Origin of the sequence: Novosphingobium sp. SG751A, from assembly GCF_013149295.1 — a bacterium.
In the GTDB taxonomy this organism is placed as follows: Bacteria; Pseudomonadota; Alphaproteobacteria; order Sphingomonadales; family Sphingomonadaceae; genus Novosphingobium.
Map to the genome: position 1 here is coordinate 106799 of NZ_JABGCB010000014.1, position 25080 is coordinate 131878.

20 protein-coding genes are annotated in these 25080 nt (G+C 65.1%); 12 read left to right on the plus strand and 8 right to left on the minus strand.

The genetic code is table 11. The features are described 5' to 3' along the window. Positions 1-95: 95 nt before the first annotated feature. The 3 genes from FHW96_RS18840 to FHW96_RS18850 all read left to right on the plus strand — a co-directional run bounded on the left by FHW96_RS18840 (position 96) and on the right by FHW96_RS18850 (position 4310). On the plus strand, positions 96-1223 hold the full coding sequence (locus FHW96_RS18840) for a phosphoserine transaminase (protein WP_172342124.1): 1128 nt from the start codon (positions 96-98) through the stop codon (positions 1221-1223). Between the two features lie 92 nt (positions 1224-1315). Continuing rightward, a complete protein-coding gene (gene serA, locus FHW96_RS18845; protein ID WP_172342125.1) occupies positions 1316-2908 on the plus strand; it encodes a phosphoglycerate dehydrogenase in 1593 nt (530 codons plus the stop codon). 283 nt (positions 2909-3191) lie between these two features. Continuing rightward, positions 3192-4310 (plus strand): ATP phosphoribosyltransferase regulatory subunit, encoded by a 1119-nt coding sequence (locus FHW96_RS18850; RefSeq protein ID WP_172342126.1) that lies wholly within the window; start codon positions 3192-3194, stop codon positions 4308-4310. On the opposite strand, the gene FHW96_RS18855 is transcribed toward FHW96_RS18850, so the two are convergent. Next, the gene (locus FHW96_RS18855; protein ID WP_253951069.1) at positions 4307-4687 is read right to left on the minus strand and encodes a helix-turn-helix domain-containing protein; all 381 of its coding nucleotides are present in this window, start codon (positions 4685-4687) and stop codon (positions 4307-4309) included. The genes FHW96_RS18850 and FHW96_RS18855 overlap by 4 nt on opposite strands. Positions 4688-4775: 88 nt before the next feature. On the opposite strand from FHW96_RS18855, the gene FHW96_RS18860 reads away from it, so the two are divergent. Then, entirely contained in the window at positions 4776-5519 is a 744-nt protein-coding gene (locus FHW96_RS18860; RefSeq protein ID WP_172342128.1) for an SDR family oxidoreductase, read from the plus strand. 61 nt (positions 5520-5580) lie between these two features. Here FHW96_RS18860 and FHW96_RS18865 read toward each other — a convergent pair whose 3' ends face one another. After that, positions 5581-6420, minus strand: coding sequence for an alpha/beta hydrolase (locus tag FHW96_RS18865; RefSeq protein WP_371815755.1), 840 nt, complete (start codon positions 6418-6420; stop codon positions 5581-5583). 308 nt (positions 6421-6728) lie between these two features. Here FHW96_RS18865 and FHW96_RS18870 point away from each other — a divergent pair, with 308 nt between their 5' ends. After that, on the plus strand, positions 6729-8018 hold the full coding sequence (locus tag FHW96_RS18870) for an adenylosuccinate synthase (RefSeq protein ID WP_172342129.1): 1290 nt from the start codon (positions 6729-6731) through the stop codon (positions 8016-8018). A gap of 210 nt (positions 8019-8228) precedes the next feature. After that, positions 8229-9242, plus strand: a complete 1014-nt coding sequence (locus FHW96_RS18875) for a winged helix DNA-binding protein (RefSeq protein ID WP_172342130.1) — start codon at positions 8229-8231, stop codon at positions 9240-9242. Positions 9243-9270: 28 nt separating this feature from the next. Here the strand turns inward: FHW96_RS18875 and FHW96_RS18880 are convergent, their stop codons facing one another. Beyond that, the gene (locus tag FHW96_RS18880; RefSeq protein WP_172342131.1) at positions 9271-9807 is read right to left on the minus strand and encodes a GDYXXLXY domain-containing protein; all 537 of its coding nucleotides are present in this window, start codon (positions 9805-9807) and stop codon (positions 9271-9273) included. Beyond that, on the minus strand, positions 9807-10967 hold the full coding sequence (locus FHW96_RS18885; RefSeq protein ID WP_172342132.1) for a DUF2157 domain-containing protein: 1161 nt from the start codon (positions 10965-10967) through the stop codon (positions 9807-9809). Before FHW96_RS18885 ends, FHW96_RS18880 begins: the two co-directional genes overlap by 1 nt. Before the next feature lie 78 nt (positions 10968-11045). On the opposite strand from FHW96_RS18885, the gene FHW96_RS18890 reads away from it, so the two are divergent. The 5 genes from FHW96_RS18890 to FHW96_RS18910 all read left to right on the plus strand — a co-directional run bounded on the left by FHW96_RS18890 (position 11046) and on the right by FHW96_RS18910 (position 19344). Next, positions 11046-12530, plus strand: a complete 1485-nt coding sequence (locus FHW96_RS18890) for a DUF4139 domain-containing protein (protein ID WP_371815753.1) — start codon at positions 11046-11048, stop codon at positions 12528-12530. Positions 12531-12532: 2 nt separating this feature from the next. Continuing rightward, positions 12533-14053 carry a DUF4139 domain-containing protein gene (locus FHW96_RS18895; RefSeq protein ID WP_371815756.1) on the plus strand — a complete coding sequence of 507 codons (1521 nt, stop codon included), beginning with the start codon at positions 12533-12535 and terminating at the stop codon, positions 14051-14053. 206 nt (positions 14054-14259) lie between these two features. Beyond that, on the plus strand, positions 14260-14784 hold the full coding sequence (locus FHW96_RS18900) for a MarR family winged helix-turn-helix transcriptional regulator (RefSeq protein WP_172342133.1): 525 nt from the start codon (positions 14260-14262) through the stop codon (positions 14782-14784). A 105-nt stretch (positions 14785-14889) separates the two neighbouring features. After that, the gene (speB, locus tag FHW96_RS18905; protein WP_172342134.1) at positions 14890-15924 is read left to right on the plus strand and encodes an agmatinase; all 1035 of its coding nucleotides are present in this window, start codon (positions 14890-14892) and stop codon (positions 15922-15924) included. A gap of 57 nt (positions 15925-15981) precedes the next feature. Continuing rightward, positions 15982-19344 (plus strand): ATP-binding protein, encoded by a 3363-nt coding sequence (locus FHW96_RS18910; protein ID WP_172342135.1) that lies wholly within the window; start codon positions 15982-15984, stop codon positions 19342-19344. Here FHW96_RS18910 and FHW96_RS18915 read toward each other — a convergent pair. Next, a complete protein-coding gene (locus tag FHW96_RS18915; RefSeq protein ID WP_172342136.1) occupies positions 19330-19908 on the minus strand; it encodes a response regulator transcription factor in 579 nt (192 codons plus the stop codon). The genes FHW96_RS18910 and FHW96_RS18915 overlap by 15 nt on opposite strands. Before the next feature lie 143 nt (positions 19909-20051). On the opposite strand from FHW96_RS18915, the gene FHW96_RS18920 reads away from it, so the two are divergent. Beyond that, positions 20052-21755: a tannase/feruloyl esterase family alpha/beta hydrolase gene (locus FHW96_RS18920; protein ID WP_172342137.1), complete on the plus strand. Its 1704-nt coding sequence runs from the start codon at positions 20052-20054 to the stop codon at positions 21753-21755. A 24-nt stretch (positions 21756-21779) separates the two neighbouring features. Here the strand turns inward: FHW96_RS18920 and FHW96_RS18925 are convergent, their stop codons facing one another. Genes FHW96_RS18925 through FHW96_RS18935 form a run of 3 tightly spaced genes read right to left on the minus strand, consistent with a single transcriptional unit; the run spans position 21780 to position 24893 of the window. Next, positions 21780-23444, minus strand: coding sequence for an FAD-dependent oxidoreductase (locus tag FHW96_RS18925; protein ID WP_172342138.1), 1665 nt, complete (start codon positions 23442-23444; stop codon positions 21780-21782). Next, positions 23437-24246, minus strand: coding sequence for a sugar phosphate isomerase/epimerase (locus FHW96_RS18930; protein ID WP_172342139.1), 810 nt, complete (start codon positions 24244-24246; stop codon positions 23437-23439). Before FHW96_RS18930 ends, FHW96_RS18925 begins: the two co-directional genes overlap by 8 nt. Further along, positions 24243-24893 (minus strand): TetR/AcrR family transcriptional regulator, encoded by a 651-nt coding sequence (locus FHW96_RS18935; RefSeq protein WP_172342140.1) that lies wholly within the window; start codon positions 24891-24893, stop codon positions 24243-24245. The genes FHW96_RS18930 and FHW96_RS18935 overlap by 4 nt, the downstream gene beginning before the upstream one ends. Positions 24894-25080: the final 187 nt, after the last annotated feature.

Genomic DNA, 25080 nt, shown 5'->3' on the forward strand with positions numbered 1-25080 from the left:
AAAAAGTCTGCTTGACTGTTGCGCGCCGATCTCTAGAGCGACCGGCGGGCCACGCGGTCCCAACGCCGCGCGTGCTCTCTGTAAGGAGAGACTACATGACTATCCAAGTTCCGGCTAAGAAGCCGGCTCGCCCCTTTTTCTCGTCGGGGCCCTGCGCCAAGCCGCCAGTCTACGATCTTTCCAAGCTCGCGACCGAGTCGCTGGGCCGTTCGCACCGCGCGAAGATCGGCAAGACGCGTTTGGCCTATTGCATCGATCTGATGCGCGAAATTCTCCAGCTCCCTGAAACGCACCGCATCGGCATCGTGCCCGGTTCGGACACGGGCGCTTTCGAAATGGCGATGTGGACCATGCTGGGCGCCAAGCCCGTCACCACGCTTGCATGGGAATCGTTCGGTGAGGGTTGGGTCACCGACGTTGCCAAGCAGCTCAAGCTGGACCCCACGATCATTCGCGCCGACTATGGCCAGATCCCCGATCTGAACACGATCGACTGGACCAATGACGTGCTGTTCACCTGGAACGGCACCACCAGCGGTGCGCGCGTTCCTAACGCCGATTTCATCCCCGCCGACCGCGAAGGTCTCAGCTTTGCCGACGCCACCAGCGCGGTCTTTGCCTATGACATCGACTGGTCGAAGATCGACGTAGCCACCTTCTCGTGGCAGAAGGTTCTGGGCGGCGAAGGTGGCCATGGCGTGCTGATCCTCGGCCCCCGCGCCGTTGAGCGCCTCGAAACCTACACGCCCGCATGGCCGCTGCCCAAGGTGTTCCGCCTTGTGTCGAAGGGCAAGCTGGCCGAAGGCGTGTTCAAGGGCGAAACCATCAACACCCCCTCGATGCTGGCCGTTGAAGACGCGATTTTCGCGCTGGAATGGGCCAAGGATCTGGGCGGTCTTGAAGGCCTCAAGGCGCGCAGCGATGCCAATGCCGCGGCGCTGAACAAGATCGTTGAAGAGCGTTCGTGGCTCTCGCACCTGGCCGCCGACGAAGCGACCCGTTCGAAGACCTCGGTTTGTCTGTCGGTCGAAGGCGCGGACGCGGACTTCATCAAGAAGTTTGCCGCTGTGCTGGAAAAGGCGGACGCCGCCTATGACATCGCGGGCTATCGCGATGCGCCTGCTGGTCTGCGCATCTGGTGCGGCGCCACGGTCAATGTCGAGGATATCGAAGACCTTGGCCCCTGGCTGGATTACGCCTACGCCACTGTAAAAGCTGGCTAACGTCAAGGCCGGCTAAGCCAAACTGATTTTGCAGGGACGCGCTAAAGCCGTCCCTGCACATTCTCCCCTATTCACATGAGGATACGATTCCCATGACCGAGACCCGTAAGCCCCGCGTCCTTATTTCGGACAAGATGGACCCCAACGCCGCCCGCATCTTTGCCGAAATGGGCTGCGATGTGGACGTCATCACCGGCGAAACCCCCGAACAGCTGATCGCCCGCATCGGCGATTATGATGGCCTTGCCATCCGTTCGTCGACCCGCGTGACCAAGGAAGTGCTGGACGCCGCCACCAACCTGAAGGTCATCGGCCGCGCCGGTATCGGCGTCGACAACGTTGATATTCCTTACGCCAGCGCCAAGGGCGTTGTCGTGATGAACACGCCTTTCGGCAACTCGATCACCACTGCCGAGCACGCGATTGCGATGATCTTCGCTCTGGCCCGCCAGATTCCCGAAGCCAACGAACAGACCCAGAAGGGCCTGTGGCCCAAGAACGGCTTCATGGGCGTTGAAGTCACCGGCAAGACGCTCGGCCTGATCGGCGCGGGCAACATCGGCTCGATCGTTGCCTCGCGCGCGCTGGGTCTGCGCATGAAGGTTGTGGCTTACGATCCGTTCCTGACGCCGGAACGCGCCGTGGAAATGGGTGTGGAGAAGGCCGACCTCGACACGCTGCTGGCTAAGGCTGACTTCATCACGCTGCACACCCCGCTGACGGCTGAGACCAAGAACATCCTGTCGAAGGAAAATCTGGCCAAGACCAAGAAGGGCGTGCGGATCGTCAACTGTGCCCGTGGCGGCCTGATCGACGAAGCGGCTCTCAAGGAAGCTCTGGATTCGGGCCATGTTGCGGGCGCTGCTCTCGACGTGTTCCAGACCGAACCGGCCAAGGAATCGCCGCTGTTCGGCACCAAGAACTTCATCTGCACCCCGCATCTTGGCGCTTCGACCACCGAAGCTCAGGTCAACGTGGCGCTTCAGGTTGCTGAACAGCTTGGCGAATATCTGACCACTGGCGGCGTGACCAACGCGCTGAACGTGCCTTCGCTCTCGGCTGAAGAAGCCCCCAAGCTGCGCCCCTACATGGCGCTGGCCGAAAAGCTGGGCAGCCTCGTGGGCCAGCTCACCCCCTCGGCCGTGGCCCGCATCTCGATCCACACCGAAGGCGCCGCCACCGAACTCAACGCCAAGCCCATCGTGGCTGCGGTTCTCTGCGGCTTCCTGCGCGTGCAGTCGGCCACCGTGAACATGGTCAACGCTCCGTTCCTCGCCAAGGAACGCGGCCTTGAAGTACGCGAAGTGAAGACCGAAAAGACCGGCGACTACCACACCCTTATCCGCGTCTCGGTCAAGACCGAAGCGGGCGAGCGCTCGGTGGCCGGTACGCTGTTCTCGAACGCCGAACCGCGCCTCGTTGAACTGTTCGGCATCAAGGTTGAGGCCGAATTGACCGGCGACATGATGTATATCGTCAACGAAGATGCCCCCGGCTTCATCGGCCGCATCGGCACGCTCCTTGGCGAAAACGGCATCAACATCGGCACGTTCAACCTCGGTCGCCGCGAAGCCGGCGGCGAGGCGGTTCTGCTGCTCTCGGTCGACAGCCCGGTTGCCGGCGATGTGCTCGAAGCCGCAGGCAAGCTGCCCGGCGTGAAGCGCGCCAAGGCGCTGGCGTTCTGATCTGAACCTTGGGGTTTGAAAGAATTGGGCGGGGTTCCGGTTGGAGCTCCGCCTTTTTCTTTGCCTCCGGCGGGCAAAGGGACTCGGTCCCTTTGCAATCCCATTTTTGGGGTAGCGCTAAGATGGCCGCGCCGCAGGCCATATATTTAAAGCCTGCGGCGCGGCAATGTTGCGCAACGGCGAAACCGTGGCGCGACATAGACAGCAAAGGGAGCGCGAGGGTCTAGACCCTCGCATCTATTCTACCTTCCTTAATTCCCAAACCCCCGCTAAAGCCCGCCCCATGATGGACACCGAAACCCGCGATTTGCTGCCCGAGGGGCTGGAAGACCGACTGCCGCAGGATACGGCAGCCGCGACGCGTATCACGCGCGCGATCATGGATGTGCTCGACAGCCATGGCTATGACCGGGTGCAGCCGCCGGGGGTTGAGTTCGAGCGCAGCCTTGCCAGCCGCATGGCGGGGATCGAGACGCGGCGCATGGTGCGCTTCATTGATCCCTCGTCCTTGCGTATGATGGCGCTGCGCAGCGATATTACGCCCCAGGTGGGACGCATTGCCGTGACGCGCCTTAAGGATGCCCCGCGCCCGCTGCGTCTGGCCTATGCCGGGCAGGTGACGGCGATCAAGGGTGACGGCCTCGACCCCACGCGCGAGCGTTTGCAGATCGGCGCGGAACTGATCGGCCACGCGGGCACGGCGGCGGCGGGCGAGGTGGTGGCCGTGGCCATCGAGGCGCTTCAGGCTGCGGGCGCCACGGGGATTTCGGTCGATTTCACGATGCCGGGTCTGGTCGATGCTCTGGCCGCCGGCCCTTGGCCGCTGACGCCTGCGCAGTTGGATGCCGTCCGCCGCGAGCTGGACGCCAAGGATGCGGGTGCGCTGGTGACCGAGGGCGGGGCGGCCTATCTGCCGCTGATCCACGCCACCGGGCCGCTGGACGCCGCGATTGCCCGTCTTGAGGCGCTGGCCTTGGGCAATGTGCTGGATGAACGCATCGCCGCGCTGCGCCAGATTGCCGCGCGCCTGCCTGCCGGTGTTCGCCTGACGCTGGACCCGACCGAGCGCCATGGGTTTGAATATCAAAGCTGGTTCGGCTTCCAGATTTTTGCCGATGGGGTGCGCGGCGCGGTGGCGCGTGGCGGGTCCTATTCGATTCTGGGCGAACCGGCCGAACCGGCGGTGGGCTTCTCGCTCTATCCCGATCCGCTGATTACGGCTCTTGCCGCGCATGAGGCGCCGCGTGATCTGCTGTTCCTGCCGCTGGGTCATGATGTGGGGGCGGCTGCGCGGCTGCGCGCGGTGGGCTGGCGCACGGTGGCGGCGCTGGGCGATGCCTGCGATGCGGCGATGCTGGGTTGCACCCACCGGCTTGAGGGCGACGAGGTAGTTGCGCTTTAACCTGCGCTGAGGAGGGCGTCGAACCGGCTTCGCGCTCCTTCCACCTCCTCCAGATGGGCTTCGGCCCATTGCCAGACCCCGCAGAACGCGGCGCTGAGGCTATGGCCCAGCGGCGTTAGCTCATAATCGACGCGCGGCGGGATGACCGGGTGGATGGTGCGCGTCACCAGTCCATCGCGTTCCATCGCGCGCAGGGTCTGCGTCAGCATCTTCTGGCTGATCCCCGGCACGGCGCGGCCCACTTGCGTAAATCGCAGAACCCCGCCTTCCTCCAGCACCTCCAGAATCAGCAGCGTCCATTTGTCGGCCACCCGGCCGATCAGATCGTTGACGAGTGCATCGACGCGCGGGTCGGTTGGGGGATAGTTACTCTCCATCGGGTAAGTATAAATCTTTTGGGTGCCTTCTTCAATCCGGAGAGCGAAGGCGTACATGGAGTGTCGCACCCTTAACAGGAGACATTCCATGCAGACCAGCGGCAACACCATCCTCATCACCGGCGGCACCTCGGGCATCGGGCGCGCTCTGGCCGAGAGGTTTCAGGCAGGCGGCAATCAGGTCATCATCGCCGGGCGGCGTCAGGCCCTGATCGACGAGATCATTGCGGCCAATCCCGGCATGGCGGGCTTTACGCTCAATATTGACGATCCGGCCGATATTGCCCGCGCCGCGCAAGAGATCATCGCCGCCTATCCTTCGCTCAACGTCCTTATCAACAATGCGGGCATCATGCGTTTCGAGGACGCGACCAGCGCGCGCGACCTGTCCGATGCGGAAGGGATGATCACCTCCAACCTGCTCGGCCCGATCCGCATGACCGACGCCTTGATCGACCATTTGAAAACACAGGCCAAACCGGCCATCGTCAATGTTACTTCGGGGCTGGCCTTTGTGCCGCTGCTCTCCACGCCCACCTATAATGCCACCAAGGCCGCGCTCCATTCCTATACGCTGGCCCTGCGCGCGCTGCTGGCCGGGCGGGTCGAGGTGATCGAACTGGCCCCGCCCGCCGTGCAGACCGACCTGACGCCGGGGCAGGCGACCCGCGAGGGCTATCTGCCGCTCACCGACTTTATCGACGAGGTGATGGGCCTGTTTGCGCAAGATCCCACCCCGGCCGAAATTAACGTCGAGCGCGTGCAATTCCTGCGCCGCGCCGAGATCGAGGGGCGGCTGGACCAGACCATCGTCATGATCAACGCGCATTGATACGTTCTGCGTTCAGTCTGACGCGAACGCAAAGCAACGCTCAATCGCCGGGCGGGTTTGGTCAACCGCCGAAAACCGCCTTCAACCAGCGGTCCACCACCGGCGTAGCGGCATAGTCGGGATCGCCCAGGCGCCGGTTGATCTCGACATGCCCCTGCAATCCGCGCCCGTCAAAGCTCTGGGTCTCCACCTGCGCGCCCGCGCCGCGCAGCGCCCCGGCCAGAGCTTTGGCCTGCGCCAGCCCATCCTCGCGCTGGACATTGATGAACAGAAAGCGCGAGGCATTGGGCGCTGCGGCATAGGTCAGCGGGGATAGCGCGCGCTGGCGGGCGGGGTCTTGCCCAAAGGCCTGCTGATACCGGCCCTGCATATAGGCCCCCGCCGCCGCCATTTGCGAGGGGACATCATAGGCCGCCCCGTCAATCGGCAGAACCCCGGCCAGATCCGCTTGTGAGAGGCCGACTCGCGCCAGATAGCGTTCGTCCGTACCCAGCAGCGCCACCAGATGCGCGCCCGCCGAATGACCCATCAGCACGATGCGATGCCGGTCGATCCCCAGCCTGTCCGCATCCCCGATCAACCGCGCGAGAGCGGCGGCCACATCGCCCGCCTCGTCTTCAACGCCCACATGCGGCACAAGGCGATAGTTGATGCTTGCAAAGGCATAGCCAAGCGACGTGTAATGCGGGGCTTTCCACCCGCCTGTCGCATTGTCCTTATTGCCCTGCGTCCAGCCGCCGCCATGCACGAATACCACCAGCGGCGCCTTGCCTCCGCTCCCTGCGGGCGGGGTAAAGTCCAGATTCTGCATCGGATCGGCGCCATAGGCGATGGTCTGATGCGCGGGCGCTGCGGGGGCGGGGGTGCCCTTGTTCGCCGCCCGTGCCATCCGCCGCATCATCATCGCGCCCATCAGCAATTGCGATTGCGCGGGCACGGATACGGCCAGCATGGCCATCATGCTCAGGCCGCCGATCATGCAACGAAGGGGGGATGTCATCGCAGGTCGATCCTTGTTCTGTGGGATGCTTTTCTCCCCATAACCCATCGTGCGCGCTAAGGCCATTGACGGCGCGCATCAGTCTGGCTAACGGCGCGGTCGAAATCGGGGCTTTTCTTCGGGAATCGCGCCCCATCGTCCCATCCGCTGCGCCGAGTCCTGTCGAAGGGCGCTTCCGGATTTACTTGGCAGGGTGAGGGATTCTATCCATGGCAAATGTGACCGTTGTCGGCGCCCAATGGGGCGACGAGGGCAAAGGCAAGATCGTCGACTGGCTGGCCAGCCGCGCCGATGTGGTGGTGCGTTTTCAGGGCGGCCATAATGCCGGCCACACGCTGGTCGTGGGCGAAAAGGTGTACAAGCTCTCGCTGCTGCCCAGCGGCATTGTGACCGGCACGCTCTCGATCATCGGCAATGGTGTGGTGCTCGACCCCTGGGCGCTCAAGGCCGAGATCGAGAAGCTGGAATCGCAGGGCGTTGTCATCAACACCGAGAATTTCTCGATTGCCGAAAACTGCCCGCTGATCCTGCCGATGCACCGCGATCTGGACGCTCTGCGCGAAACCGCTGCGGGCGCCGGCAAGATCGGCACCACCGGTCGCGGCATTGGCCCGGCCTATGAGGACAAGGTCGGCCGCCGCGCGATCCGCGTGTGCGATTTGGCGCATCTCGACTCGCTTGATGCCCAGCTTGACCGCCTTTGCGCCCATCACGATGCGCTGCGCGCCGGTTTCGGCCAGCCTGCGGTGGACCGTGAAGCGCTGATCGCGCAGCTGAAGGAAATCGCGCCTTTCGTGCTGCAATTTGCCGAACCGGTATGGAAGCGGTTGAACACGGTGAAGAAGGCGGGCGCCCGCGTGCTGTTCGAAGGCGCGCAGGGCGTGCTGCTCGACGTTGACCACGGCACCTATCCGTTTGTGACCAGCTCGAACACGGTGTCGGGCACGGCTGCTTCGGGCTCGGGCATGGGCCCGTCCTCGGCCGGTTTCGTGCTGGGCATTGTGAAGGCCTATACGACTCGGGTCGGCTCGGGCCCGTTCCCGACCGAACTGGAGGACGAAGTGGGCCAGCGTCTGGGCGAGCGCGGCCATGAATTCGGCACCGTCACGGGCCGCAAACGCCGCTGCGGCTGGTTCGACGCGGTGCTGGTGCGCCAGTCTTGCGCCATTTCGGGCGTAACCGGCATTGCGCTGACCAAGGTCGATGTTCTGGACGGGATGAAGACGGTCAAGATCTGCACCGGCTATCGCCTGCGCGGCAAGGTTTTGGATTATTATCCTTCGCACGCTGCCGATCAGGCTGCTGTTGAGCCGATCTATGAAGAAATGGAAGGTTGGGAAGGCACGACCGCCGGTGCGCGTTCGTGGGCTGATCTGCCCGCACAGGCGATCAAGTATATCCAGCGCGTGCAGGAATTGATCGAAACGCCGGTTGCACTGGTTTCGACCAGCCCCGAGCGTGAGGACACGATTCTGGTGCGCGATCCCTTTATCGATTGATATTGATTCCAAGGGTTTGAAAAGGGCCGTCCGGCTGCCTTTATGGGGCAGTCGGGCGGCCCTTTTCGTTTGGCGTGCCAATTGCCTCCGAAACGGATGATCTGTTCTTCCATGTTTTCCAAATGTTCCATTTTTGATCTTGACGATGTTCTGGTTTGTTCTAGGTTCTACGTATTCCTACTAGGAACTTGAAAGACGGAGTCGGATATCATGCTCAATGCGCCCTATGCTGGTTTTTCGGATGCCGCCGATGATTTCGCCTATGGTTCGAGCCATGATGTCTCGGGCCTGCGGATGAAGGTTTCGATCTTTGCCGATCGCCCGCATCTGCGCGATCAGATGCGCGAGGATGCCGAAGGCGCCGGTTTCCGTCTGGCTCAGGCCAGCCCGATTGCCCACCTGCTCTCGGGCGAGGCGATGCCGCTGGGCGATGTTGTGCTGCTCGATTGCCCGGTGGTCGATGGTGAAGTGCTGGCGGCGCTTTCGCGGCTGGATCTGCGCGCGGGCCATACCGGCGCGGCGCTGGTGGTGTCGACCAGTGTGGATGCGCTTGACGATGTGTTCGGTTGCCTCGATCAGTCAGACCCGCAAATTCTGGTCAATCCCAGCCGCGCCGAACGCCTGATCGCGCTGGGTCAGGTGATGGCGCGGATGCCGGCCAAGCGCGTCCGCGAATTGTCGGATGAGGATCGCATGGTGCTGCTGCGTCTGACCGAACAGGTCACGCAGATTGGCGAGCGGTTGAACACGCTGACGCCCGGCATGAGCGGCGCGGCAACACAGGCAACCCCAGCGCAGAATAACGCCGCCTTCCGCTTTGACGGCATCGCCAAGGATCCCGCAGGCGACAAGCTGGTGAATGCGCCGCGGCCGCAAATGCCCGATCCGCGCATGGTCCGCCGCATCATCCGCCAGCGTCAGATGCGCGCGCGCTTCTTCGACGGAGATCTGTTTGCCGATCCGGCATGGGATATGCTGCTCGACCTGACGGCGGCCCATGTAGAAAAGGCCAAGGTGTCGGTCACCAGCCTGTGCATCGCGTCGAGCGTGCCGCCCACCACCGCGCTGCGCTGGATCGGCCAGATGACCGAGGCGGGGCTGCTCAAGCGGATCGAGGATGAATCAGACCGTCGCCGTGCTTTCATCACCCTTACCGACAAGGCCGCCGATGCGATGGCGGGCTATTTCGCCGACCTTGGCAATTCGGCCAGCCGCGCGGTGTGAAGAAAAGGGGGCCGGGCGCCCCCTTCGTTCAGGGATGGGCGCTGACCGCGGGCTTGGGTTGAAAGCTCAGGCGCAGCGGGATGATTTCTCCATCGGGCTTGAGGCGAAAACGCAGGATCCCCTGTTGTGCCGGATTGCTCAGCGCGCGCTGCAATCCGGCGGCATCACTTTGGGGCACGAAGAGACGGCCTTCGCGTGGAACGGTTGAGGTCCGGCGCGGGCCTTGCGGGGGTGTTCGGGCGATGCCCTGACAATCCTTGGCCTGATCCTGATCGGTCATCGTGGTCGTGCGGCGGATGGCGGGGGCCTCGCCCTCGATACAGAGCCGGGTGAGGGAGGATGCGCCTTCGCCGGCAAAACCCGGCGTCAGGGAGGCCGCACTGTCCTCGGGCCAGATATAGGTGAAGCGGACATAATGCCCGCGCAGCAGGTCCCGCGGGTCATAGCCGGTCACGGCCACGTCCCATTCCACGCCCTGCGCCGCCGATTGCCGCGTTGCGAGCCAGCTGTAGCCAAGGCCCGCCAGCGGCAGCGCGATGGCCAATGTGCGCAGCAGACCGCGCATCACGCGATCCCCCGCGCCGGAGCAAAATGACGGGTGATGCGCAATGCTCCCCATGCCACGCCCAGCACCAGCAGCCCGCCAAGGATCAGCCCGACCCCACTGGCCAGCAATCCGCCCGCCTCTTCAAAAGCCAGAATGATCAGCCGCAGCGCTACCACCGCGACGGCCATCTGAAACGCCCAGCGCGTCTGGGCATGAAGCGCCGCCCCGGCCAGCCCGGCCCACAGCACCATGAACAGCAGCCCCACCGCCAACCCATGCCCGCCCAGTCGGTCCGCCGCCAGCATGGCCAGCGCCAGCATGCCGAAGACGGCGGCGCCGGCTTTGCCTTGCGCCGTGCGGTCTGCTTGCCAAAGCGCCAGCCCTGCCAGACCCAGCACCCCCGCCACCGCCATCAGTGCCGCATCGACATTGCCCTGCCGATCACCCGCCCCGTTCCCATGCCCCCAATCGCCAAAGCCCGAGATGATGACAAACAGGCTGACCGCGCCGATGGCATAGGCAAAGCCGATCTGGCCCAGCCGTCCCCAAAATCCCCCGCGCGCCGAACCGCCGATCATAAAGGCCGAAAGCGGTGTCAATAAAACAGGCAGCGCGCATTCGATGGCGCCCCGGATCACGCCCGGCCCGGCCTGTCCGGCCGAAAAGCCCAGCGCCGGATCGCCAAAGCGCATCCATGGCAGCGCGATGCATCCCCCCGCCAGCAACGTGGCCGAGAGCCAGCCTTGACCCGCGCCCAGCAGCAGCGGGGAAAACAGCCCCAGCCACAGGCCAATGGCCATCCATGTCGGCGAACTGGTCTGATAGACCTGTCCCAGATGGCCGATGAAGCCCAGACCCAGCACGGCAAAGACGAAGATCCCGACCTCGGCCCAGCGCCGCGCGGTATCGGCCCCCTGCGTCGGCAAGGCCCAGAGCGCAGCCCCCAGCCCCAGCAGCAGGGCGGCATGGAGCGCGAGTCGCGTTTCGCCATCGATGGCCGCCCAATTGGCCGCCACCAGCGAGATGATGCCCAGCCCTATCGACAATCCGGCCAGCCCCACCACCGCCCAGAGCGCGACCGGGCGGCTATGTTGCGCCTCCCATGCGCGGATGCGGTCGGCGGCGGCCGCGTCGATCAGTCCCGCCGCCACCCATGCCTTCAGTTTGCGTTCAGCCATAAAATCATCATGCTATGGCAGCAGTAAAGGTCAAGCTAACTTGGCACATAGATTATGGCGATAAGGGGCGATGCAAAGATGAAGCGGCAAGCGGCAAATTGGGCGCCTTTGTTGTTGGGCGCGATGACTTGTGGTGCAGGGGCATGGGGCGCCGGCGCCCATGCGGCTCCGGCCAGCGCGCAGGGTCAGGTGGCGATCACCATTTATAACAATGATCTGGCGCTGGTTCAGGATGTGCGGCAGCTTGATTTGCCCAAGGGGCGGGCCTTGACCGAATTCGCCGATGTCTCGGCCCAGATCCGGCCCGAAACGGTGACGATTGCCGCGCCGGGCGCGGGCGTGGTCGAACAGAATTTCGATTATGATCTGCTCAGCCCCGAAAGGCTGGTGGACAAGGGCGTGGGACAGGCGGTGACGATCATCCGCACCAACCGCGCCACGGGCGTGGAAACCACCGAGCGCGGCACGATCCTTGCCAATAATAACGGCACGCTGGTCCAGATCGGCAACCGGATCGAAGTGCTGGGCGATATGGATGCGCGCCTCGTGTTCGACCAGTTGCCCGAGGGCCTCAAGGCGCGGCCCACGCTCTCGGTCACGCTGGATGCGGCGCAGGCGGGGCGCAGGCCGGTGGCGCTCTCCTATCTCTCGCGCGGGTTCAGTTGGAAGGCTGATTACGTGGCCATGTTCGATGAAAAGGCGGGCAAGCTGGATGTGCAGGGCTGGGTCACGCTGAACAACACCAGCGGGACGACCTATCCGGCTGCCAAACTGCTGCTGGTGGCGGGCGCAGTGGGCGACGGCGCGCCACAGCCCCGTTTTCGCCCGGCCCGGCCCGTGGGCATTGTCGGCACGCAGGCCGCATCCCGCGAACAACTGGGCGATTTCTACCTCTACCCCATCGCCAACCCCACCACGCTGGCGCAGGCCCAGCAAAAGCAGGTCAGCTTTCTGGACGTGAAAGGCGCGAGCGCAACCAAGTCCTATTGGTATCGCAACGCATGGCTCGCCACCAACGACGAGGCGCAGAGCTTTGCCAGCGTCATCAACTTTTCCAATGCGCGCGAGGGTGGATTGGGCGATGCGCTGCCTGCGGGCACGGTGCGGGTCTATATGCGCGATGCATCCGGCGCACCGCAATTCGTGGGCGAGGACAATATTGGCCACACGCCGATGGGATCGACGCTGGCGCTGAAAACCGGCGATGCGTTTGATGTGAAGATCCAGCCCACGGTGGAAAAGCGCGAGAAGATCGACAGCGCCGAATGGGAGCGCGTGGCCCAATACCGCATCACCCGCGACGGCCAGAGCCAGATCGTTTCGGTGGACGCGCCCAAGACTTATTGGCGCACCCATATGGCCTATCGCCTGACCAATGCACGCGCCGTGCCGGTCACGGTCGAGGTGGTGCAGGCGGGGCTTGATCGCGGGTGGCACGACACACGCGTTTCGGCCGAGAGCGCCAAGGGCGAACAGCGCAATGCCGACGAGCGGGTCTGGAAGATCACCATCCCCGCGCAAGGCTCGGTCAACCTGACCGCGCAGATCGATGCGCGGTATTGATCGTGCGGGCGATGGTGCTGGGCGCGGCTCTGATGGCCGCCGCGCCCATTCAGGCGCAACAGATCGTGACATCACCCGCCCCGGCAAAGGTGGCGGTGACCATCTATCGCGCGCCCGACCGCGATGCGGGGCAGGCGATCGACCCGGCATGGCTGCGCGGCTATGCGCTGATTTCCGAAGAGCGCGAGGTGATGATCCCGGCGGGCGACGCCACGATCCGTTTCGAGGGCGTGGCGGCGGGGATGATGGCCGAAACCGCGCTGGTCGAAGGGCTGGGCGCGGGGGTCTCGGAAAAGAACCTTGATGCGGAGCTGCTCTCACCGCGCAATCTTTACGCGCGCGCCTTTGGCCGCCCGGTCACGCTGCGTCGCACTGATGCCAAGGGGCATACCCGCGAGGAGGAGGCGATCATCCGATCCGCGCCCGACGGCGCGGCGATTGTTCAGACCAAGGCGGGTTTCGAGATCGCCAATTGCGGGGGATTGAAGGATGCCATCGCCTATGACGGCCTGCCCGAGGGGCTGAACGCGCGGCCCACTCTGTCTATCGCCACCCATGCGGCTTTGGCGCAAAAGGCGCGAGTGCGGCTGACCTATCTGGCATGGGGTTTTGATTGGCAGGCGCATTATGTCGTCAAACTGGCCCCCGGTGCGCAGGCCGCAGAGATGACCGCATGGGTCACGCTGGCCAATGGCGACACGACCGGATTTGCGCAGGCGCAGGCGGCCGTTGTGGGCGGCAAGCCCAAATTCGAACAAAGCCGCGAGGAACCCGCCCAGACGCAGGAACTGGTGCTGCATTGCCAGCTTTCGCCGGTGCAGGCACCCTTGGTTGAAACCATGCCGGTCTATGCCCCCGCGCCGCCGCCCGCGCCGGTGGCGATGATGGCCGATGTTGTGGTCACGGCAAAAAGGATGATGGCCCCCGTTGTGGTGAAAGAGGAAGTGCTGGGCGATCTGCGGCTCTATCGCGTGCCTATGCCCACCAATGTGGCGGCCCATGCGCAAAAGCAGGTGGCGCTGATGGCCGCGCGGCGGGTGAAACTGGGGCTGATCCACCGGGCCGATGTGGATGTGGGCGCCCAAGATGGCGAGAGCCGGCAGGCGCGCATCCGGTTGCGCATGGCCAACCGCAAGGTCGACGGGCTGGGCCTTGCGCTGCCCGCTGGCGGGGTGGCGGTGGTGCAGCAGGTGGGCGCGGCGGCGCTGCCGGTGGGTGAGGGCGCGATGGACGATAAGGCTGTGGGCGAGACGGCCAATATCGAGATCGGCGCTTCGCCGCAGGTGCGGTTGGAAAGCAGGACGCGGCGGATCAATGATCGCGAGGAGGCGATCACTGCCACCGTGCGCAATGCCAACCGCTGGCCGGTGCATTTCGAATCGCAGCAACTGCTGCCCGACGGCGCGCGGATGGTTTCGGCCTCGGCAAAGCTGGGGCGGCAGGACGGGCATCCGCTTTGGGCGGTGACGATCCCGGCGGGGGGCAAGGTCAGCCTCCGTTATCGATTGCAGTTGCCGCGCTGAAGGACGCTTTGAAAAGCATCGGCTTTTTGTCCTGATCGGACCAATTGGGTGAAAACTCCGCGCAAACTGCAAGGCTCTGTGCATCTTTTGCATTCGCAAAATCGGCGCAAAGCCTTGCGTGCAACTGCACAAATTGGCATTGGCGCCCAATCTGTATATATTCCATACAGTCATTGGCACTACCACCCAGAAAGGTTCCCCCGCCCGTGCTCGATTCTCGCGCTCCTCGCCGCCGATTGAACGATGTCGATGTTGCCGAAATCGAAGTGCCCGAAACCGACGGGCTGGCGGGCGCGATCAATACGGCGGGGCTGGAAAGCCTGCTGGGTTTCAATCTGGGCATTGCCTATGCGGCGCTTTCGTTCGACCTTGATCCGGCGCTGCGGCTGATGGATCTGACCCCCAAGCAGACCTCGATCCTCTGGCTGGTTCAGGCCAATCCGGGCGTGACGCAATCCCAGCTTGCCCGCCTGTTCCGCATGCGCCGCGCCACCATCCACCAGATGATCGCCAGCCTGACGCGCAAAAGCCTGCTGGTGCTGGAAAGCATCGAGAGCGATCGGCGCGCGCAGGGCCTGTTCATCACCGAGGCGGGCAAGGTCGCCTTGGTCGAGGCGCAAAAGGTGGTGGTGCCCATCGAGAATGCCTTTGCGGGCGTGCTGACCGAGGCGGAAATGGGCATGGCGCTGGAACTGCTGCAAAAAATTCAGGCCGGGCGGAAGCTGGGCTAAGCCTCTTCCCACCGCCTCCGCGCAAGGTAATACGCCATTTGCGCGATTGCCGCGCTCGCGTCTGCGCGGCCATCTCTGCATTATAATAAGCAGGGGTGAACAAAGATGCCATTCGATCTGGATGAACTGCGCCGATTATACGCCGGGGCCGGAGGGGGCGATATGCATGACCCCCATTTGCGCGAAGTGGCAGGGCTGAATTTCAAGGATGGCGACAAACGCCAGTGGCCCTTTGCCAATCCTTCGACGCTGCTGGGTGCGCCCTATATGCCGGGCGGGCTGAATTACGAATTGCTGCGCGGGCTGGATGTGGCGCTGATCGGGGTGCCGATGGATCTGGGCGTGACCAACCGGCCCGGCGCGCGCTATGGCCCGCGCGCCTTGCGGGGCGTGGACCGGATCGGGCCTTATGAACATGCCTTGCGCATCGCGCCGATGAACATGCTGCGCGTGGCCGATCTGGGCGATGTGCCGATGAACAGCCGCTATGATCTGGCCGGATGCCATGCCGATATCGAGGCGGCCTATCGCACGATTGCGCGCACGCGGGCGGTGCCGCTTTCGGTGGGGGGCGATCATTCGATCACCGGCTCGATCATGAAGGGGCTGGCCGAACGCAGCGGGCCGATGGGGCTGGTCCAGATCGACGCCCATTGCGACACGGGCGGCATTTACGAAGGTTCGCGCTTTCACCACAGCGCGCCCTTTCGCGAGGCGGTGCTGGCGGGCGTGCTGGACCCGCGCCGCTGTGTTCAGATCGGCATTCGCGGCGGGGCGGCCTATCTCTGGGAATTTTCCCATGCCAGCGGGATGACCGTGATCCATGTCGAGGAGGTGCAGGAACGCGGCATCGACTGGGTCATCGCCAAGGCGCGCGAGGTGGTGGGCGACGGGCCGACCTATGTCAGCTTTGACGTGGACGCACTCGATCCGGCCTTTGCGCCGGGCACCGGCACGCCCGAGGTCGGCGGCCTGTCCACCCGGGAAGCGATTGCGATCCTGCGCGGGCTGGCGGGTATCGACATCGTCGGGGGCGATGTGGTCGAGGTGGCGCCCGAATATGACCATGGCACGATCACCGCGCAGGCGGGTGCGCAGATGCTGTTTCAACTGCTCTGTCTGGTTGCGTTAAGAACATGATCCATAGCCAGCGCCGCGCCGCCATGGCATGACCGGCCCCGAAAAAGGGGAGGGGCCATGCTTGGCGCGCGGGTGCTGGTTCTGGCGGTCATGCTTTATCTGGGCGCGCTGGCCTGGGTGGGCTGGCGCGCGGACCGGCTTTCGGGGCGCGAGGATCGCCGCTGGGGGGGCCTGCGCTATGGCCTGTCGCTGGCCACGCTCTGTTCGGCATGGACCTATTTCGGCGCGGTGGGCGATGCCAGCGGGGGCAGCTGGCTGTTTGTCGCCAATGCGCTGGGGCCGGTGCTGGCGCTGACGGTGTTTGCGCCGGTGTGGCGCCGCATCGCGGTGCTGGCCAAGCAGGAGAACGTCGGCTCGCTGGCCGATTTCCTCGCCGCGCGCTTTGGCAAGAGCCGCCCGCTGGGCATTGTCGTGACGCTGGTGGCAACGCTGGGCACGCTGCCCTATATCGCGCTGCAACTTGCGGTGTTGCGACAGGTGTGGGCCTATGCCGCAGGGCATGACAGCACGGCCAGCGTGACGGCATGGCCGCTGTTTCTGGCGCTGGTGGCGATGACCATCGTGTTCGGCACGCGCTCGCCCAATCTGACGCGCCACGCGCGCGGCTTTGTCAGCATGATCGCGGTGGAATCGCTGGTGAAGCTTTCGGGCCTGATCGCGGTGGCCGGTTTCTGCCTATGGTCGCTGGGCGGGATGCGGCCTCTTGCGCATCTCCCACCTTTCGCGGGCGGCTCGCTTTCCACCTTCCTCATCCTCACTTTCCTTTGCACCGTCACCAGCTTTACCCTGCCGCGCCAGTTCCACCTTGGCTTTGTCGCGCTGGAGCGGACCGAGGATATTGCCGGCGCGCGCTGGAGCGTGCCGGCCTATTTCGGCCTCTGGGTGCTGGCCACGATGGTGATTGCGGGGGGCATCCGCGGCGGGCTGGGCGTGGGCGGGGTCAGCCCCTATCTGCAAATGCTGGCCATGCCCGCCGCGCGGGGGGATTACGGCATTGCGCTGCTGGCATGGCTGGGCGGGGTGTCGGCGGGCGGGGCGATGGTGGTGGTCGAACTGACCGCGATTTCGGCCATGGTGTCGAACGAGATCGTGCTGCCGCTGCTGCACGGGCGGCTGCGCGAAAGATTGCTGATGCGGCCCGATCACGACGGCGTGGGGGGCGAGATCCTGCTGGTGCGGCGCATCACTGTGGTGGCGGTCGCGCTGATGGCATGGGCCTATTACATCGGGGTCAAGAGCATCGAGGGGCCGACCGAACTGGGCCTGACCGCGCTGACCGCCTTTGCGCAATTGGTGCCGCCGCTGATCGGGGGGATATACTGGCGGCGGGGTCATGCAAATGGCGCGCTGGCGGGGGTATGCGCGGGGGTGGCGGTCTGGACGGTGGCGATTGCTGCGCCTGCTTTCTTTGCTCCGCCCGATATGGGGGCTGATGTCTGGATGGCCCTGCCTTGGGAAATTGGGCGGGGAGGGCTGGCGCGCTGGGCCATCCTGCTCAGTCTGGTGGTCAATATCGCCTGTTATGTCGGCTTTTCGCTGCTGGCCCGCCCGCGCCTGATCGACCTGATACAGGCCGGCAGTTTCGTGGCCGCCGGCGATCCCGCGCGCGATTCGGGGCGTCTGGCGATTGATGCCAGCCTTGGCGATCTGCGCCGCCTGCTCCGGCAATTTCTGGGCGAGGAGGAGGCGGGGCGGGCGGTGCTGGACATTGCCATGGCGGCGCGGCGCGGGGCGATAGGCGATGATCAGCCCGTTTCGCCCAACATGGTCCGCGCGGCTGAAAGGGTGCTGGCGGGCGTGATCGGGGCGCCATCGGCGCGCAATGTGGTGGCCATCGCGCTGGCCTCGGGCGAGCGCGATGCGACCGAGATCGGACGCCTGCTGGACGAGGCGGGCCATGCCGTTCATTTCAGCCGCGAATTGTTGCAGACCACGCTGGAAAGCCTGCCCCAAGGGGTCTGCGTGGTCGATGACGGGGCGCGGGTGGTGGCGTGGAATGCGCGCTTCTTCGCGCTGCTGGGGCTGACGGGGCAGGGGATGGACCATCAGGGGCTGCATATGGGCCGCTCGCTGGAGGATGCGCTGGTGCAGGCGGGAGAGGCGGCGATGGTGGCCACCGGATGGCGCGCGGCGCAGGCCACCGGCAAGGCGCTGGCGCAGGAACTTGCGCTGGGCGACGGGCGCGTGGTCAGCCTTGCCGGGCGGGCGCTGGCGGGGGGTGATTACCTGCTGATCCTGACCGACATCACCGAGCAGAAACAGGCCGAACAGATGCTGGAAAGCCGGGTCGAGGAGCGCACTTCCGCGCTGAACGAGGCGCGCAGGCAGGCCGAGCAGGCATCAGGCTCGCAAAGGCGCTTTGTCGCGGCGGCCAGCCATGATCTGGTGCAACCGATGCATGCCGCGCGCCTGTTTATCGGCAATGCGCTGCTGTCGGTCGACGATCCCGAGCAGCGCGATCTGCTGACCAAGGCCGATCAGGCGGTCGAGGGTGCGCATCGCCTGCTTCACGCGCTGCTCAAACTCTCTCAGCTCGAACTGGGCGCGTTGCGGCCCCAGCCGCAGCCGGTCGATGCCGGGGCCTTGCTGCTCTCGCTGGGCGCCGAGTTTGAGCCGATGGCCAAGGCCCGCCATTTGCAGCTGGTGATCCTGCCCACCGCGCGCTGGATCAGGACCGACCGTGATCTGCTGCGCTCGATTCTGCAAAATCTGATCGTCAATGCGCTGCGCTATACGCCCCGTGGCCGCGTGGTGGTGCTGGCGCGGGTGCGCGGCGATCATCTGCGGCTAGAGGTGCGCGACAGCGGCGTTGGCATTGCCGATGAGCAATTGCCCGCCGCCTTCCGCGAATTCACCCGCCTGGCCCAGGGTCAGGATATGGCCGAGGGCGCGGGGCTGGGCCTGTCCATCGTGGCGCGCATCGCGCAGGCGCTGGGCCATGGGGTCGAGGTGGCATCGCGGCCCGGACGGGGCAGCACCTTTGCCGTCAGCGTGCCCCTGACCGCGCCCGCGCCGCGCCTTGCCCCCGCGCCCGCGCCCGCCTTTGACCTTGGCGGGATGAGCGTGCTGTGCCTTGACGATGACGAGGATGTGCTGGCGGGCACCAGCGCGCTGATCGCCCGCTGGGGCGCGATGGTCACGCCTTGCGCCAGCATCGCCGCCGTGCCGGGCGAAGGGCGGTGGGATGTGGCGATTGCCGATTACAAGCTGGGAGCCAGCAAAAGCGATGGCGACGGGCTGAGCCTGCTGCGCGCCATCGCGGACCGTTGCGGCGCGCGCATCCTGATGACCGCCACGCCCGAACCCGGCTGGGCCGAGACGCTCCCGCGTGAGGATATTCACCTGATGGCCAAGCCCTTGCCGCCGCTGGCCCTGCGCAGCCTGCTGGGCCGCGAGCGAGAACGGCTAATCTCTGGCTAGCGTGAGCAATTGCGCCCGCGTCTGCACCCCCATCTTGCGGAAAATTCCGGTCAGATGATATTTCACGGTCGCCTCGCTGATGCCCATTTCAAAGGCGATCTGCTTGTTCATCAATCCGCGATGCACGCCTTCAACAATGCGCGCCTGCGCCGCAGTCAACGGTTCGCGGCCATGGTCCGGCCCGGTTTCGGTGAACCATTCCGCCCCGGCCAGCAGCGTTTCAATCGCGGCGGCCAGTTCCTCGACGCTGGCGGCTTTCGAGATAAAGCCCGATGCGCCGCAGGCCTGCGCGGTCTGAACCGTTTCATGGTCGTCGCTGGCCGAAACAATCGCCACCGTGGCGGCGGGTGCCTGCGCCTTTAATCCCAGCAGGCCTGAAATCCCATGGCTGTCGGGCAATTTCAGGTCGAGCAGCACCAGCGCATCCTCGCCCGCGCCTAATGCCGCGCGTGCCTCGCCCAGTGTATCGTAATGTTCGACGCTGTGTTCGGGGGCGATCTGGCGCACCGTGGCCGCCAGCGCCTGTCGGAACAGGGGGTGGTCATCCACCAGCAGCACGCGCATTTTTCGCTCTCCTCTCATACGGGCACGGGTTTAAACCCGTGCGGGCGCGGCGCCAAGGGCAGCCCGGCTCGACCAACGTCTAGGCGCAAGGGGACGCATAGGCCACTAACGCTGGCATGGGGGATGACGGAAAGGAAGCAAAGATGCTGCGAAGGCTTTTATGGGCTTTCACGATTGTGGCGGTGTGGATGGGCATGGTCCCGGCGGCGCAGGCGGCCAATGGGCCGGGCGCGATGGCCAATCTGGCCCCGGTCGCGCCGGTCATGGCCTGCGCCGGCCTGGCAGCGATTGATCTGTCGGGGGCGACGGGGGCGAAAACCGATCTGGCCGCCAATGAAGTGGGCGGTGCCAAGCCCTATTGCCGTGTGACCGGCACCATCGCGCCTGCGATCCAATTCGAGGTGCGTCTGCCGCTGGCGGGCTGGACCCAGCGCTATCTGCAGACCGGCTGCGGCGGGCTTTGCGGCAATCTGCGCATTGATGCGGGCAAGGCCGAGAGCTGCACCCCGGTTACCGATGGCACCATCGTTCTGGCCAGCACCGATATGGGCCATTCGGGCATGGGCGGTGCATGGGGCGAAAGCGCGCAGGCCCGCGAGGATTTCGCCCATCGCGGCGTGCATCTGACCGCGCTGGCGGCCAAGGGGCTGATCCGCGCCTTTTACGGTCAGGCGCCGCGCTATGCCTATTTCTCGGGCTGTTCGGACGGCGGGCGCGAGGCCTTGATGGAGGCGCAGCGCTATCCGCAGGATTTCGACGGGATTGCGGCGGGCGCTCCGGCGCTCAATTTCACGGTGCAGAATTCCTTCCACCATGGCTGGCTGGCCAAGGTGAACACGGGCGCGGATGGCAAGGCGGTGCTGCTGGCCGATGATACCAAGGCGCTGCATGCGCTGGCGCTGAGCGCTTGCGACGCGATGGACGGGCTGGCCGATGGACAGATCACCGATCCGCGCGCCTGCCGCGTCAATCCGGCGCAGATCCTGTGCAAGGGCGCCTATGAGGCGGGCAAATGTCTGACACCGGCCAAGGCCGAGGCCGCGCGCCTCATCTATCAGGGCGCGCGCACGGCGGATGGCAAGGCGCTGGAGGTTGGCCCCCTGATGCCGGGCAGCGAGGAGGAATGGGTGGGCGTTTTCGTGCCGCGCACCCCCGACGGCATGATCGGCAGCGCGCATTTCGCCGATGATACGATCAACCATCTGCTCTTCACCCCCAATCCGGCCACACCCTTTACGCCCCAGAGCTTCCCCTTTACCGAGGCGATGTATCGCGCCGAAGAACCGGCCCGTGCGCTTTACAGCGCCGACAATCCCGACCTCTCCGCCTTCAATGCGCGGGGCGGGCGGCTGATCCTGTGGCATGGCTGGGCCGATCCGCATATCAGCCCCTTGAACACCATCGACTATTTCGAACGCGTCGGTGCAAAACTGGGCAAGGGGCCGCGCGATGGTTTCGTCCGCATGTTCCTGTTCCCCGGCATGGGCCATTGTTCGGGCGGCGACGGGCCGAGCGAATTTCCGCTGCTGGCCGATCTGATGGCATGGGTTGAGGGCGGCGAGGCCCCCCAGGCGATGATTGCCCACCGCGCGGGGCAAACCGCCGAGGGCGCGCCCGTGGGCATCAGCGGCGGGGCCAAGCCTGCGGCGGATGGCCCGCCTCCGGGCATGTTCCCCCCGCGCAAACTGCTGCCCCCGCGCAGCCGCCCGGTCTATGCCTATCCGCAGGTGGCGGCCTATAAGGGCGCAGGCCCGGTGGACGAAGCAGCCGGCTTTGCCGCTAAAACCCCGGCTCCGGTCAATGGCCCGATTGATGGCATTGCCGTATGGATCGGGGCAGGGCGCTAAAACCGACAGGGCGGCGGGGTGTTTCTATCCTGCCGCCGCTTGCGCGGCACGGTGGCCGAACACCATCGCCGGGCCAAGATTGATCCCGCCCGCCGGATAATGCCCGCCCATGATGCTGGCCATATCGGCGCCTGCGGCAAACAGGCCCGCGATGGGCGATCCATCCTCGCGCAATACCCGCGCATCGGCATCGGTGCGCAATCCGGCAAAGCTGCCGAAGCTGCCCGGAATGACCTCGATGGCGTAAAACGGCCCTTGCTCGATGGCGGCTACATTGGGGTTGGGTTGGCGTTCTGGATCGCCCTGATAGCGGTTATAGGGCGACCAGCCCCGGCCGAACTGATCGTCGCGGCCTTCGCGCGCGCCCTTGTTATATTTGGTCACCGTTTGAGCCAGTTGCGGTGCGATGCCCAGTTTCGCGGCCAGCGCCTCAATCGTGGGCGCGCAGTGCAGATAGCCGCTCTTGATCCAATATCCCATCGGCAGCGGGGCAGGGCGCACGATACCCAGACCCCAGCGGCGGATAAAGGCATGGTCGCAGATCATCCATGACCGTGCCGTCTCGCCATCGGGCGTGGCGGCCAGCAGCGCGCGGACATAATCGTGATAGCCGTTGGCCTCATTCACAAACCGCCGCCCATCGGCGCGCACGGCGATGACGCCGGGTTTGCCGCGCTCGATGATATGGGGGAAAATGCCGCGCGCGCCATCGCTCCATGTCACATGGCTGACCGGGCACCATGCGCCATTGGCGGCCAGATCATCGGCAAATGCCGCGCCCAGCGGCCGCGCCAGCGCCAGACCCGCGCCATCGGCCTCGGGCACGGCGAGCGTTTCGTGGTTTTCCGCATGGGGAAAATATTGCGCCCGCAGGGCCGCGCTGGCCGAGATACCGCCCGTGGCCAGCACCACCCCGCGCCGCGCATGGACCACCTCGCGCCCATGGGGCGTTTGCAGGATGGCGCCCGTCACGCGCCCGCCGCTCTCGATCAGTTCGACCGCAGGGCTGGACACCATCCACCGTGCCCCATGCCGGTCGGCCAGTTCAAACAGCCGCGCAATCAGCGCCACGCCGTTGAGCAAAGTCGTCGCCCGGCCATAACGCGCCATTTCCCAGCCATGGCGGATCAAACGTCGCGCCACATGGGCAAAGGCCGCCGGTTTGCGCGTGGCATTGAGGAAAGCGCCCAGATCCGGCCCAGCTTGAATCGGCATCCCCTGAAACGATGTTTCGCGCTTGGTAAGGCGCAGGAGGCCGAGTTTCTCGCCCAGCACGCTGGCGTCATAGGCGGCGGCGATCAGCGAGCGCCCGCCCGTCCCCGCGCCGGGCTGGTCGCCATAGATGTCGCAGATCCGGTTGCCCGCCTCGAACAGGAAGCCATGTTGGGTCAGGAAGGAGACCATCGCAGGCGCCGTGTCGATAAAGGCGTCGATGCGGGCCGGATCAAAGCGATTGCCCAGCACGGCGGCCAGATAATCGCGCGGGGCCTCACGCGGCTCGGCAATGCCCGCCGCGACGGCCAGTTCATTGCGCGGTAGCCACATCCAGCCGCCCGACCACGCCGTCGTCCCGCCCAGCACCGGCGCGCGTTCTGCCACCACCACGTCGAGGCCCAGAACCGCCCCCGTCGCCGCTGCGCACAGCCCCGCCGCGCCCGAGCCGATGACCAGCAGATCGCATTCAGCCATTCTGGCCCGCCTTTTCCAGCACGCGGCGCATCGCCGTGATGGCCAGAGCGGCGCGTTCGCGCGGGCCAACGCCCTGCAAGCGCAAGCGATCCGCCGGGATTTCCAGACTGATCGGTAGGGTGGGATAGCGTTGCAGGATGCCCGCCAGATCGACATCGCCCTCGCCGGGGAACAGGCGGTCGGCGCGGGCCTCGGTCAGGATAGCGTCCATATCGGGGGTCGGCCCGGCAATGTCGCAGAGCTGGAGGTAGGAAATCGCCGGATCGCCCGCCACCAGTTCATCGACCCGCCCGCCCGAGCGCACCAGATGGAAGGCGTCGATCAGCATGGCGACCCCGCGCAAGTCCTGCGTCCGCGCCCGGGCGGCGGCAAGATTGGGCGCATGGGTCCATGGCATGAATTCCAGCGCGACCACCGCGCCCGCGCCATCCGCAATCTCGCCCATGCGCGCCAGATTGTCGCGGCTGCGCCCCGCATCGGGGTCATTGTCGGCCACGAGGATGCGCTGCGCGCCTACGGCTGCGGCATAATCGGCAGTGGCGCGCACCTGATCCCAGTCGATCACGTCCGTCAGGCGCAGGATTTCCACATCCAGCACACCCACCCCTTCGCCATCGAGCGCGGCGCGGATTTCACCCGCCAGCGCGGCGTCGGCCATCATCGGCCAGTGCCGCTCCGTGGGCGTGGCCGCCACCGGGCGCAGGCCTACATGGGTATAGCCGCAGGCCGCCGCTATGCGGATCGTTTCGACCGGCCCCGCCTCCAGCACGGTGAGGGCGGCCAGCGAAATGGCACGTGTCATTTGAGGCACCTTTTCATCAGCGTCCGGATCACCTCGGCGCGGCGTTCTTCGACAAAGGCGGGGTTTTCGTAATCCACCGCGAAGATCGTGCCAAAGGTGTAGCGGTTGGAATGGAAGTGAAAGCACAGCGCGCTGAGCGACATATGCAGGTGGAGCGGGGTGGCATCATCGGCAAACATGCCCGCCTGTTTGCCCCGGTCAAGGATGCGGCGTGTGATGTCCAGCACCTTGGCGCGCTGAACCGTCTGATCGTCGGCGGCCAGATGGCTGCCCTGATCGAGGTTTTCCGACATGATGATGCGGATCACATGGGGGTTGGCGCGGTGCGTATCGAACGAAATGCCGATCAGCATTTCCAGCGCGGCGACCGGGTCCATCGCGTCATAATCGACCGCCGTTTCGGCGCTGCGGAAATCGGCATAGGCCTTTTCCAGTACAGCGCGATACAGGCCTTCTTTACTGCCAAAGTAGTAGTAAATCATATGCTTGGAGGTTGCCGTGCGCGAGGCGATTTCCTCGACTCGGGCCCCGTGCAGGCCAACGCGGGCATATTCCTCGGTGGCCACCTGAAGGATGGCTTCGCGTGTTGCTTCGGCATCGCGCTGTTTGCGCTTTTTGCCATCTGATGGGGCGGGTTTCATCGGCATTCTCTCCAAACCGTGGATTTATCTAGCCTCAAGCAATGCCGGATTGCAATAACATTCCAACCAGTATGTTTGTTGTTGACATACCAAACGGTCCGTATAGAAAAGGATCGTCAAGTGGCTCGACCTAAGGCTAGTCGCCCATCGGGGGGATTAGGCCTAGTCGGGCAAGGATGAGGATATCGGTGCG